8 protein-coding genes are annotated in these 13,299 nt (G+C 40.1%); 1 reads left to right on the top strand and 7 read right to left on the bottom strand.

Translation table 11 applies throughout. The features are described from left to right. Window positions 1–8: 8 nt before the first annotated feature. The 4 genes from QUE46_RS01105 to QUE46_RS01090 all read right to left on the bottom strand — a co-directional run bounded on the left by QUE46_RS01105 (window position 9) and on the right by QUE46_RS01090 (window position 6,187). The gene (locus QUE46_RS01105) at window positions 9–1,535 is read right to left on the bottom strand and encodes a tryptophan halogenase family protein (RefSeq protein WP_286245860.1); all 1,527 of its coding nucleotides are present in this window, start codon (window positions 1,533–1,535) and stop codon (window positions 9–11) included. Between the two features lie 173 nt (window positions 1,536–1,708). Then, window positions 1,709–4,453, bottom strand: a complete 2,745-nt coding sequence (locus QUE46_RS01100; protein WP_286245859.1) for a TonB-dependent receptor — start codon at window positions 4,451–4,453, stop codon at window positions 1,709–1,711. A gap of 186 nt (window positions 4,454–4,639) precedes the next feature. Further along, window positions 4,640–5,620, bottom strand: a complete 981-nt coding sequence (locus QUE46_RS01095) for an aldose epimerase family protein (RefSeq protein WP_286245858.1) — start codon at window positions 5,618–5,620, stop codon at window positions 4,640–4,642. Between the two features lie 177 nt (window positions 5,621–5,797). Next, window positions 5,798–6,187 (bottom strand): thioesterase family protein, encoded by a 390-nt coding sequence (locus tag QUE46_RS01090; protein ID WP_286245857.1) that lies wholly within the window; start codon window positions 6,185–6,187, stop codon window positions 5,798–5,800. 36 nt (window positions 6,188–6,223) lie between these two features. On the opposite strand from QUE46_RS01090, the gene QUE46_RS01085 reads away from it, so the two are divergent. Further along, window positions 6,224–6,928 (top strand): 2OG-Fe(II) oxygenase, encoded by a 705-nt coding sequence (locus tag QUE46_RS01085; protein ID WP_286245856.1) that lies wholly within the window; start codon window positions 6,224–6,226, stop codon window positions 6,926–6,928. Between the two features lie 74 nt (window positions 6,929–7,002). On the opposite strand, the gene QUE46_RS01080 is transcribed toward QUE46_RS01085, so the two are convergent. The 3 genes from QUE46_RS01080 to QUE46_RS01070 form a co-directional block, all read right to left on the bottom strand. Continuing rightward, complete coding sequence (locus QUE46_RS01080) at window positions 7,003–8,238, bottom strand: cysteine desulfurase-like protein (protein WP_286245855.1); 1,236 nt, start codon at window positions 8,236–8,238, stop codon at window positions 7,003–7,005. A gap of 9 nt (window positions 8,239–8,247) precedes the next feature. Next, the gene (locus QUE46_RS01075) at window positions 8,248–8,880 is read right to left on the bottom strand and encodes a 2OG-Fe dioxygenase family protein (protein WP_286245854.1); all 633 of its coding nucleotides are present in this window, start codon (window positions 8,878–8,880) and stop codon (window positions 8,248–8,250) included. A 220-nt stretch (window positions 8,881–9,100) separates the two neighbouring features. Beyond that, window positions 9,101–13,279 carry a hypothetical protein gene (locus QUE46_RS01070; protein ID WP_286245853.1) on the bottom strand — a complete coding sequence of 1,393 codons (4,179 nt, stop codon included), beginning with the start codon at window positions 13,277–13,279 and terminating at the stop codon, window positions 9,101–9,103. Window positions 13,280–13,299: the final 20 nt, after the last annotated feature.

Raw genomic sequence — 13,299 nt, 5'->3', positions numbered from 1 at the left:
ACACATCCTTAAACTGGGTTAGCCGCAAGCCACTGCTCTATGTAAGCACGGTGAGGCGGCAACGTTTGCAACATCTGCTGTGTAAGCTGGCTGTTACGTTCAATTATTTGATTTGCTTGCGCATCGTTTGAGTACAAATACGCTTGCTTAGTAAAGTCGGGCTTAAAGCCCATACCGTATAAAACATACTGGTAGCTAGCTGCAGGAAATAGCTCTAACGCGCCATGAAAATCTTGAATAAGTGGGCCTCGAGTTCCCCAAAGTAATAAGTCTTCTTGTAAACTTTGTGGAATAGACTCTGGCTCTACATGCGCTTGCCAATAGGGTTCAGGGCGTTTAGTAAGCATATAGTGCAGCTTTAAAAAGTCGATAATACGCTGCCAGCGGTAATCCATTTGCTCATTAAAGCGCTTTGCAACAATCGGCATTACTTGAGTATCGGCTGGCATGTGCTCTGCTACAAAGCGAGACGAAATCTCAACCAACATAATGGCGGTTGCCTCAAGCGGCTCTACAAACCCTGCCGACATCCCCACTGCAACACAGTTTTTGTGCCAAAACTTTTCTCTGTAACCCGACTCAAAACTTATTTTTCGTGCAGTTAAACCTTTAGCGGCATCGCCTAAATAGTTACGTAAGTTTTGCTCGGCTTCTTCGTCTGATAAAAACTTGCTTGAATATACATGCCCAACACCACGGCGATGCGTTAGGCCTATATCCCAAATCCACCCAGCATTTTGTGCGGTGGCAATAGTATGGCTGGCCAGTGACTCATCACCTTCTTCGTAGGGGACTTGCATAGCTAGGGCGCTGTCGTTAAATAATACGTGATCCATTTTTTTAAATGGCACGTTAAGGGCTTGGCCTAATAACAGCGATGAAAAACCCGTGCAGTCTATGTATAAATCGGCGTTTATGGTGCGGGTTTGATCTTTTAAGGTAAGGGTGTCTATAGCACCATTTTCATCAAGCTTTACCTGATCAACGGTGCCAATAATGTGCTCAATGCCTAGTTTGCTCTTACAATGTTGCTTTAATAGCTCGGCAAAAGCACCTGCATCTAAATGGTATGCGTAATTACAATTAGCTTGATACTCGCCTTGCGCAATGCCTCTTGGTGCTAGGTTTGCTTCGCAAATATCGTGCTGAAAATTAGTTTGCTGAGCAAAGTTTTCAACATTATCTAAATAGGGGGCTAAATCTATACGGCCGTAGCCTAGCGGCACTGTAAAGGGATGGTAGTAAAAATCGTTGTTGCCATGCGTCCAGTTTACAAATTTACCGCCTTGTTTAAAGGTGGCATTACAGGCTTTAAATACATCTACTTCTCGCAAACCAATTTGCTGAAGCGTGTTTTTCATAGTGGGCCAGGTACCTTCACCTACACCAATTGTTGGAATATCAGATGATTCTACCAACATCACTTTTAAGCCATCACCCTTATTACCTTGGTGATACGAAGCAATAATTGCAGCGCTCAGCCATCCTGCTGTGCCACCACCAATTACGGCAATTGTTTTTATTGTTTTATTCATAACGGACTACTCTTTGAGTATTTTATTGATAACCGGTTAGACAACAAATGCCCTTTCGGGCATTTGTTTAAATTAGTCTCATTCTGTGCAAATTAGCTACTAACTTTATTAGTAACAGTACTTATAATGCACGGCAATGAAAACTAAGAGGCAATCACTGCCTCAGCTATCAATTAAAACGTACCGCGAATACCAAACGCGTAACGTGAGCCATTATCTTCTACAGAGTAGATTTGATTAGCAAAACGACCCGTTTGCACTAGCTCTTCTTCAGTAATATTGATGCCTTCGGCAAAAATAGTGAAGTTTTCGTTGATATCGTAGCTTGCACTAATATCCCATTGACCGTACGTTTCTACGTTCACTGGTTCACCGTTAAAGCCGTTATCAACTAAGCGTAAAAAGCCTTCACGGTTATTAAACGCAATACGTGCTTGCCAGTTTTCTTGCTCGTAGAACAATACTAAGTTTTGCGAATCGCCTAAGCCTTCAAGTGCAAATGTTTGTGAAGTATCAGAGCCAACACTAATGTCGCTATCTACTACTGTGGCATTAGCAATAAAACCAAAGCCGTTTTCAAACATGTGGGTTACACCAATTTCGTAACCCGTTACCGTTGCAGACTCGCCATTTTGCGGACGACTTACAGTGTAAACTTCTGAGCTACCATTAAGCTCTGCATCGGTTTGGTCAGTACACGTAGTACACGCAAAATCAGGGCCTGTACGGTCAGTCATGTCGTATGTTTCATCACCGGTTAGGGTAACAATAAAGTCATCCACTTCTTTACTAAATACCGCAAAGCTAAATAAGTTAGCGTCGTTGTAGTACCACTCGTAAGAAATATCCCAGTTTTCAGACTGGAATGGCTTAAGAGCTGGGTTACCACCACTTGCTGTTAAGTTTTGACGACGAGGCTCGTTAAACGTTGTCGCTGGAGAAAGCTGTGACATTGTAGGACGAGTAATACTGTCGTACGCTGCAAAGCGTAAAATCATGTTATCTTGCAGTTCAAGCTTAACGTTAAACGACGGAAGTAAGTTTGAGTAACTTGTCCCTTCTTGAATGTCTGTTGCTGGGCCAAATACGTTTTGGAATAAAGTCGCATCAGAGGTAGGAATAACATCACTGATAAAACTTTGTACAGCAGCGACTTCAATATCTGTTTCTGAGTAACGTGCACCCATGTTAACCGTAACTGGCATATCAGCTAGATCAAAGCCAATGGTAAAGTCCATGTAAAGGCTAGTGATATCTTCGTTAATTGTGTAACGGTTATTTTGTAATGTTGGCTCTACAGGGAAACCTTGATCAGCTAGGTAATCAAGCATTTTGTCGCCGTCGTAGCTATAAAATGTATCGATTAAACCTGGGAAGTAATTACTTGCTGAATACGCTTCAAAATCAATTTCATCAATAGGAGCTTGCGTGCCGTAACCACAAAATTGACATTGGCTACCAAAAATTTGGAAGCTTGATTTTTCACGTTCTTGACGATATGCACCAAAGTTAATGCGATCAACTGGGCCTTTGTCTGGCACGTATTCAAAATCGGCTTTAATTTCGGTAATTTCATCTTCATCAGTAAACTGGTTGCCCACTTCGTTATAGTGAAGACGCGCAAGGCTTGCATCTGGCAGCGAGCCATTTTCAAACCCATCATGCTGTACGGTAGGAATACTTCCTGTACCATCAAAGCTGTAGCTATTAATAATACCCACTACGTTAAAACGGTCATTACCTGCACGGTCGTTTTCAGCTGTTGAGCGAGACACATCAAACTTTGCTTTTAATGACTCATTTACTTGCCAGTCAACGTTAACACCAAATGCTTTGTTAGTTACATCACGTGAGTTACGCGTGTGTGATACAAAGTCAGTTGCAGGGTTGCCACTGGCGTTACCTAATCCTACTTCTTGCGTAAAGGTAAGCAAAGTACCCGTTTCTGGGTCGATTGTTGCGCTACCTACGCGGTCTGGTTCAAACCAAGACGCTAAATCGCGTACTGATGAGTCCACTTCAAATTTTGAAATTAAGCCATCTACGGTAATAGTGATATCGTCAGACGGTGCATATTGTAATACTAAGCTTGCATTGGTACGTTCACGGTCTTGCTCATCAACAACTTGGTCCCAGTTACGTGGAATATATGCATTGTCATACAGTACGCCGTCTTGTGGGTTAGAGATTGTTTGGCCACCGCGCCAACCAGCCGTTAAAATTTGGTTGTTTTGCAGTTTACGTTGCTGATTAGTAATAGCAAAAAGCACACCGAGCTTGTCGTCGTTAAAGGTATTACTTACTAAAAATGAAGCCGATGGCGATACTTCTTCAGAAAGGCTTTCGTACATACCCTTAACTGAACCAATAACGTGTAAGCCACCAAAATCAAAAGGACGAGCCGTGGTTACGTTTACCGTACCACCAATGCCGCCTTCTTGAAGTGTTGCGCTATTACTTTTATAAATATCAGCGCCGGTGATTTGATCTGCTGCTAGTACATCAAAATTAAATTCACGACCTGCGCTGTCTGTCGCAATTTGACGACCATTTACAAGTACCGTATTAAATTGCGGGCCAAAACCACGAATTGTTACTGCCTGCCCTTCACCGCCACTACGGTCAATGGCTACACCTGTGATACGTTGCAGAGACTCTGCTACGTTTAAATCAGGAAATTTACCAAGATCTTCTGCTTTAATCCCATCAGTTACAACATTAGATGCTTTTTTATCTAACATTGATGAACGTAAGCTGCTGCGAATACCCGTTACTGCGATAACCTCAACATCTTTATCTACTGTCGGTGTGTCACCTTCAGCGCCTTGAGCTGCAACGTGGCCGCTTGCCAATATACCTGTAATAGCAATACTGAGCGCGGTTTTCTTGTTGAACGATAACTTATTGTTAATTATCATTTTTTAAAAACTCCTGATTGTGTGTAGTCATTTTGTCGTTGTATGGTGTGTATAGCTTCAAATACTATTTATAATATAAATACTTTAAATTGAGCAAAAGTGCAACCTTTTCCTTAATTATGGCTATCTTTTTGTTACGTGTATTTTTCTTTTTGTTTTCTTTAATTTAACAGTAGAATTAGTACGTTATTGCGAAAATGCAAAAATTATTTGCTGAGTATATTCTTCATCCGGCAATAAATTAGCTTTTGGGAAATCGCTTCTGTTTGCTGCATTAGGCCAATTTTGCGCTTCTAAACACAATGCTTGGCGTGCTTTAAAAGGCGCTCCTACAAAGTTTGCGGTATATAACTGCATGCCTGGTTGGGTACTTTTAAGGGTTAAATTAACGCCCGTGTGTGGCGAGGTTAATGTAGCCATTGTTTTTAAACGATTGTCATCACTAAAAATATAGCAGTGATCAAAGCCATTTCCAGCCTTTAACTGAGGGTGAGCCTCACTTAGCGCTGTACCCACCTGTGTGCGCTTGGTAAAGTCAAAACAGCTGCCGGAGCCATCTTCATGATGGGCAAGCGGTATACTGTTACTATCGATAGGTAAATAGGTGGCGGTATTTATTTGCAGTAGATGTTCGTTAATGCTCTCACTGCCTTCAAGATTAAAATAGCAGTGGTTGGTAAAGTTAACGAGGGTTTCTTTATCGGTAGTTGCTTGGTAACTGAGGATTAACTCGCCATTGCGTGCAGTGATTGTTTGCCAAACTTGTAACTGGCCTGGAAAACCTTCTTCTCCATCGGCGGAGCAATAATAAAGCTCTACTTCATTATCACTTTGCTGAGTGACTTGCCACTGCACTTTATTAAAACCTTTTTCGCCACCGTGCAAACTATTTGGGCCATTATTTGCCTTAAGCTGATACTCGGTACCAGACAACACAAAGCGTCCATTTTCAATACGATTTGCATAACGCCCTACTGTTGCACCTAAATAAAATGGGTTTTCTAGGTAATACTGTGGGTCGCTCACTGTGAGCGTCATCTCTTGGTTATTAAACTTTATACTTTTGATAATAGCGCCAAATGGCAGTATTTCTGCAGTTAAGCTTTTACCATCGCTAAGCGTTATCACCTCTAACGGTTTATTGCCAGTTGTAGATGCCACATTCATTCTCCATAAACTACCAGCTCAACAGTACCTGTTATAGCGGTGCAATAATATATAATATAAATAGTATATAAGTGAGAAGCGTAACTCAATTAAAATACGTTAAAAAAACAGCGATAAAAATTTACAGCTGTCGCTTGTGGTTTACATGACTGCTTTTTGCTGCGTGTAGTAAACTAGTTAAACTAGGTGCTCGTTTAGTGCCGCTACTTCGGCTTCACTTAAATTTTGTTTAGCTTTGCTTTTAAAGTTATAGCGCACTAATACAGTTTTACCCACAACACAGCATTTACCTTGCTGCCACGCCTCCTGCTTAATAGTAAAAGAGCTATTTCCTATATGCTCTACTACCGTTTTTATTGTTACTTCGTGAGCATAAAATAATTCACCTACAAACGATGCTTCTATTTTAGCGATGATCAACTTCCAGTCATGCGGGTTTAGATCGGGGGTAAAAAATTTAAAAATAGGGACACGTGCTGCTTCAAACCATACAGGGAGTACGGTATTGTTGATGTGTCCGAGTGCATCTGTTTCGCTAAAGCGCGGCATCACTTTTTCAATAAACATAAAAATCCAAATAATAACTAAATAAAAAGGTAAATCATGACGGACTTTATCCACGTTATTGATAACGCGTTAAGCGATGATTTTTGCGATAACTTTATTACCACTTTTTCTAAAAGCCCGCATGTAAAGCAAGGAGTAACCTCTGGCGGTGTGGACTTAAAAAAGAAAGACAGCCACGACCTGCAATTAAACAGTTACCCAGAATACGCCCAACAATTAAAGCATATTCAACAAACCACTGCACAGCATGTTTTTAACTATGTAGAAGAACACTTTTTTATGCTGATTGGCGCTTTTGGCCTAAAAGTTTATCACCCAAAAACGGGGGAGGTTGTAGATTTAACACATGAGAACTTTGACGAGGTGGGCAAGCCTCAGCTTCCTGTTTTGGTGCAGCAAATATTTAGACTAGGAAATATTCAGGCACAAAAGTACGAGGTAAATAAAGGCGGTTACCCTTATTGGCATAGTGAAGTGTACCCACAGCTACAACACAATGAAGCATTGCACCGTATTTTGTTATTTATGTTTTATTTAAACGACGTGGAAGAAGGCGGGGAAACAGAGTTTTATTATCAAAAACGTAAAATAGCCCCTAAAAAAGGCACCATGGTGATAGCCCCTGGCTACTTTACGCATACCCATCGAGGTAATAAGCCCATTTCTAACGATAAGTATATTTTAACCTCGTGGGTGCTATTTAACCGAGCTGAACAAATATACGGTACACCTAAGGGCTAGCTCCTAAGTAATCTGCCAATAAAAAAGCCATAAGCTTTTACTTATGGCTTTTAAAGTGCTGAATGGGTAAGGCTTTAACCTAGTAACTCATCAAACAAATCAAATAACTTATCTAGCTCAGCTGTTGTGTTGTAATGCATACAACCAATGCGCACTACACCGCCTTTATCAAGTACGCCTAACTGCTCACATAAGCCTTGTGCATAAAAATGTCCATCCCACACACAAATATGCTGTTTGCCTAAGAACTCAGACACTTCACGGGGCTCTAGCCCTTCAAAGGTTAAAGCAAATGTAGGTGTACGCTCGTTTAAACGCTCAAGGTCATCAATGCCAAATAGCTTAATACGCGGGTAATTAACTAAACGCGTTAAAAAGTACTCACTCAATGCCATTTCGTGCTGTTTTGTTTTAGCAAAAGCCGCAGTTAGTTTTTCACGGCGCGTGTGACTGTCATCAAGCCCACTAATTGCAGCAATGTAATCAACAGCGGCAACAAAACCAGCTAAGGCTTCAAAGCTTTGCGTGCCTGTTTCCCATCGACCTGGTGCTACATCTTTAGCTGGTTCTACTTTATAAGGCGTAAAACCTTCAAGATGCTGTGTTTTACCGTACACCATGCCTAAGTGAGGGCCAAAAAACTTATATGCTGAGCAGGCCAAAAAGTCGCAATCAAGGGCCTGTACATCTACAAGCTCATGCGGTGCATAATGCACGGCATCAACGTACACTAATGCGCCTACAGCATGGGCAAGCTCTATAATACGTTTTACATCGTTAATAGAGCCTGTGGTATTTGAAGCATAAGTAACAGCCACTAATTTAGTATTACTGTTAAGCAAGCTTTCAAACTGCGCCATATCTAAGCTGCAATCAGCCTCGTTAATTAAAGCGGTTTGAACTTTAACGCCTTTATCTTCTGCGGCTTGCTGCCATGACGATACATTTGAGAAGTGATCAGCGTTAGTTACAATAATCTCATCACCGGCTTGCCAATCGCGTGAAATAGCACGGCTAAAGCTAAAGGTCAGGCTGGTCATGTTAGGGCCAAACACAATATTTTGTGCACTTGGCGCATTAAGTAAATCTGCCGCTGTTTGGCGTGCACTCGCCATTAGCTCTACCGTTTTATCACTTGAAAAAAACGCACCGCCTAAGTTTGAGTTGTAGTGCCCTAAATAAGCAGTCATTGCATTTAGTACAGACTGCGGCACTTGAGAGCCACCAGGGCCATCTAAAAATATCGGCGATTTACCATCAACGGTTTGTGTTAGTGCAGGAAACTGCTCACGTAATTGCGCTATGTTCATGAGCACTCCTTAAGAGGTAAGTACAAAACAATCCAGGTAGCCTGGCTTGCTAGTATCGACTTTGTTCATTGGCGTTGCATTGTGCCAAACCTGACGGTCGTTTATTAGTGCAAACATACCGTCTTTAATTTCCATTTTAAAACACGGTTCAGCTTGCTTGTTTTCGTATACTAGCAGTTCGCCGCCTTCTAAGTTTTCGTGTGAAACACCACATACACAAACATGGTCAAAGCCATCTTGGTGCACACCTTCAGGTGCTGCGGGCGTATCGCTATCAATGGCAAGCATTCTAAATTGATGTATTTCAATATCACGGCCTTCATCAATGCCGGTAAGCTCACAAAACTCACTTACAATGCTTTTCATACCTTGAGACTCAAGTAAGCTCTGCTCTAAATTTTCATAAGTACGCTCAACATTACCCTGAAAGGTATTAATAGAATCGTCTTGAACAAACGCTTTGGCAGCTTGAAGTTTTAGCTCACCATTTTGAAATTTAATTACCGAGTAACGACGCTTACGAAATTCACCATCTGCATACGGATTAGCAGGTAGGTTATCAAAAGAAGGCTTAACCAAATCAATATTTGCTTGGTTAATAAAACGAAGTTGCAGTAAATTCTGGTTGTTTAATGCAGTCATAAAATCTCGCTTAAAATAATGAGAATATTAAAAGAGATTTTAATGCATGTGTGGAGGATTTTCTGAGCATAAATTGGGATATAAAAGATTAAAAGTTAAATTTTAAGATCTAAAATTCTAGTTTATTGAAAATTTAATTCAAAAAAATTGGCTACGCTGCGTAGCCAATTTATTAAATTTAATCACCGCTCTAATTTTATCTCGAAACTATAGAGCGTATTCACTCCATTAGTTCAAATGCGATATTAATATCGCAGCTTTGCGCCAAATAATGAACCGTGTATGTATTGTCTTCTAAAACGCCATCACACCCGCTTATAGACTCTAATTTATAGCCTGCATTTGCAGAAATATTAAAGGTTAACGTATCGCCATGAAAGCTTGTGTAGTTTTCAACGCCGTTATTTACTACACCATTACCATCTGAATAAACTGTAACATCATACCTTGGCTCAAAAATCGTAAAGGTCATCTCTTCTTGATTTTGACATGCTGTACCTTGTAAATACTCACAAAGCACTATCTCATCGCGATCATTTGAAATAAATTCAATCACCTTGCTTTGACCGTCTTGCTCGTAGGTAAACTTACCTTCGACTAATTCAAGTGATGCAGCTTTAATATCGTTTTTCCAAAGCTCGTACCCATCCACATAGTAAACTCCCCATTTTACGAAGTTCTCACCACTATGCTCGTAAATTTCAAAAGGGATTTCATGCTCATGAAACTTATCAGTACTTGTATTTTCAATATAGTTTTCAAAGTAAAGTGATGCGTAAGAAAAGCTTTCTTCTCCCGTATTTGTATCAAACGCTCTAGATACACGCTCAACTACTTGGTAGTCATCATTGCGATTAATAAGCCTATAATCCATTGTATAGTCATTAAAACACGTCTCTAAAGTCAAATCACAATCGGAGCCGTATGTTTCTGTTAGTTGATCGTATTTTCTGCTGCGGCTAAAGCTCCCCCCTTTAAACTCACCTTGAATGGAACTTGTAGAATAAGTGAAGAACACTTGGCCATCTTCATATATTTGTAGCTCATCCCAAATGGTCTCTAAGTCATGGCCTTCTTTAAATAAGTGACGCCCAGTAAAGTTACTCGGGGTAATTTCTTGCTCTTCTTGCCTAACCATTATGGCAACATTTACTTGCTTTTCATCTTCATACTGGCCTTGCATTATTACTTGATAGCCAAGGTCTATATCCTTGGTAATATAGATATCTTCAACGCTATCAGAAGTCGTAATTTTAAGTCCTGCTGCTGTTTGCAGCCAAGTAAAGTCCTCTATTTGCGCTTCATCTATAGTATCGACTACGCTACCTGTCCCATCATCATTTAGCAGTAATTCCTTCACGGTATCTTCAGATGGAATACCTAACGACCAACTACCAACCAAATCGCTTGAGGTTAAATCAATTTGAGGTGCTACTGAATCAAATAACTTAACATGGCTATCACTGTGCCACTCTTCAACTAGTTCCTCGTTACGAAACTTACTTAAACTTTGCGTCATTTGGTACCAGCCGTTACCTAAATCGAAACGTTCCTTTAGTACAATACTGGTCATTACATCTTTACGTCTAACTTCTACTTGAGTGCCATTTTCAACTTCATACGCAACACTTTCATTTAAGACATACTCATCAGAAAAATAAACTCTAATTTCGTCAAAATATTTAGACCAAGTGATCGCAACCTGGTTATTGCCAGTAAATGCGCCCTCTTCATTTTCATTAAGCTCTAATTTGAAAGAGGTAGAGGTAAAGTAATCAGGATTATTAATTAAAAATTGCCCTGATATTGTTTCTGGCTTTTCCACAAATGTAGCATTAATTTCGCAGTCACTGTGTCCACTAAAGGCAATATAATATTCGCCCTCAATATAACCTTCGCAGCCCTCTATTGAATCAACCTCATAGCCCTCATTAGGCACTATATTAAAACCAACTAGCTGAGCAAAAGGCACCTCTTGTACTGCAGGCTGTAGTTGACCAAATTCATTAGATGGAGCTGTTAAAGTCACTCGTGGGTTTTTAGATTGATAGACTGTTTTATCGCTCTGTGTACAGCTACTACCTTGTTGGTAATTACAAATAGTGTATGTTTCGCCATCACCACTAACAATTTCAAAAAGCCATGTTTGCGCATTTTTTTGATATTCGATTACGCCTTCATTTAACTGCGCTTCATACTCTATGCCATCGATTGTTATCGTAAGTGAGCCGTCATCGTAATTAACCCTGATTCGATCTTCTATTACTTGCTCACCAGCACTTTTATAAAGATTAAAACTGCTTTGTAATAAGTTAGGTGTAAACTCTGAATAGCTCAGCTCTTTACTATATTGGTAAATAAGTAAATTTCTCTGAATGTCGTACATGTCCCCTTCAGGAGAGAACCATTTAAACTCTCTTAATAAGTAATAATGACTATCTTCTACTGCAATGATGTCATGGGTTACTTCTGCGCTTAAGTAACAGGTTTCATTAAATCCTTCACAACTGCTAACGGTGTAACCTTCATACTCATAGCGGCGTCTAATTAGATTGCCATCTTCAAGAATCCCTTGGAAAGACGTAGTCCCTAGCCCTAACATAATCGTACCATCGGCAAATACGTTCATATCATAAAGTTGTGACGTGCCAATAAAGCCCTGCCAGCGCCCAACTAAGTCATCATTTGATAAAGACACCGCTTCTCTTTTTATCATCAGGCCATATTGGCTATCGGCAGGATCCGCTGATGTGGTATCTAATGAAACTAGCTGATAGCCTGCTTTTAAATTTTTAGTAAACCAAAAATTTGTTGTACCAACGCTACCGCCTTCATCATAGGTTACTTGTAATTTATTATTAGTCAGCTCCCACTCAAACGGTGCCGAATTATCACTTAAAACAGCGCCGGTCCCATCATCATAGAAAGCAATAGTCTCTAGGTGACTAATGAAATTACGACTTTCTGTTCGCTCCATTTCCCACTCACCGACAATATCTTCGACGGTCAAACTTAAGGTTTTACTTTTAAGAATAAGGTTGGTGGTTTGTATTTCTTGCTTGTTTTGCACCTCAATGCTGTTTTCGTAAACTGTAATATCACTTTTAATATCTATTGTTTTAAAAACATCGTTTTCGCCGAGTACTTGTAACGAGAATGAATTTAAATGCTCATCATAAACAGTTTCAACATCGTCTTCGGTCTGGGAGTATTTATTAATAAGTACAGGAGACTGTAAAGTAACTTCTATTTTACCACTCACTTCTTGCCATGTTAGTGAGCTACCCGTAACTGCATGATACTGACCAGTACCGTTTTCGTTTAAAGTTAAGTGACTGGCTGGATTTGCATAGTAGCGCGGGGAGTTAATTATATATTCACCAACCAATGACTCTTTTGAGCCTGTTACTAAATCTTCATCTTCTTTAATTTCGGTTTTCGTTTGCTCTATTAGGTCAGGATCTTGCTCATTAACGTCCTCTTCAAACTGCTCTGCTGCTTCTTCATTAGTTACTAAATCGAGGGTGCTCTCTACGCCCTCCGGCAGCTCGTAATCAGGGTTATCTACAATAATTTTAATCAGGCTTGCAAGTTGTACTTTTTCATCAGCATCAACATTTAAAAGTGCATTATCTAGCTCATCTTCACTTGTCGGTTCATCACCGTCTCTTACAATCAGTGCATACTCTGCTGTTGTCACATTAGTTGTGTTGACGCCAAAGTTTTCATCACTGTCTAAAATGCCATCATCGCCTGCCTGCGTAGCTAACTTTTTAACAGAACTAAGCTGAGATATAAATTCAACCCCAGGATTTAAATCATCCCGCCCTTTAGCTTTAACTTTTACTAGGGTTTGCTCTAAGGCTTCATCGACATCTAATACTATTGTGTAAACACCATTTTCATCTGCTGTAGCTGAATAAGTTTTATCACCTATGGTTATTTCTACATTTGCAAAACTAATCGTGTTGTCGGTAATTAAGCCATTAAGCGTAACTGCCGTTGAGTTACGTTTAATTAATACTTGCTGAGTAGCGCTTGTTGTTGCTCCATCATCATCTTCTACTGTTACTGTAAAATTAACGGTTACATCTTCTGTAATGTCGGGTGAGAGATAAGTGATTTCATTTGAGTTTGGGTTTTGTGCGCTGAGGTTTAAAGTGGAGTCATGCTGCCAATAATAATTTACTATTTGCCCGTCTGAGTCTGAAGCGCTGGCAGTAAGTGAAAAGCTGGTTTTTTCTTGTATTTCGCCTTGGTCAGAAATTACTACAGAGGGGGCTAAGTTTACAATTTCGTCGCTATCCTCATCTTTATCAAAACTACAGCCAGATACTAAAAAACACGCACTCACAGTACTCGCTATTAGTTTTAATCGGTAGTTACTTTTATTTTCCATTATGTGCTCCGATAGTTATT

The organism is Pseudoalteromonas sp. MM1 (assembly GCF_030296835.1).
In the GTDB taxonomy this organism is placed as follows: Bacteria; Pseudomonadota; Gammaproteobacteria; order Enterobacterales; family Alteromonadaceae; genus Pseudoalteromonas.
The sequence above is the reverse complement of the archived record's forward strand: the minus strand, read 5'-3'. Positions and strand labels throughout refer to the sequence as shown.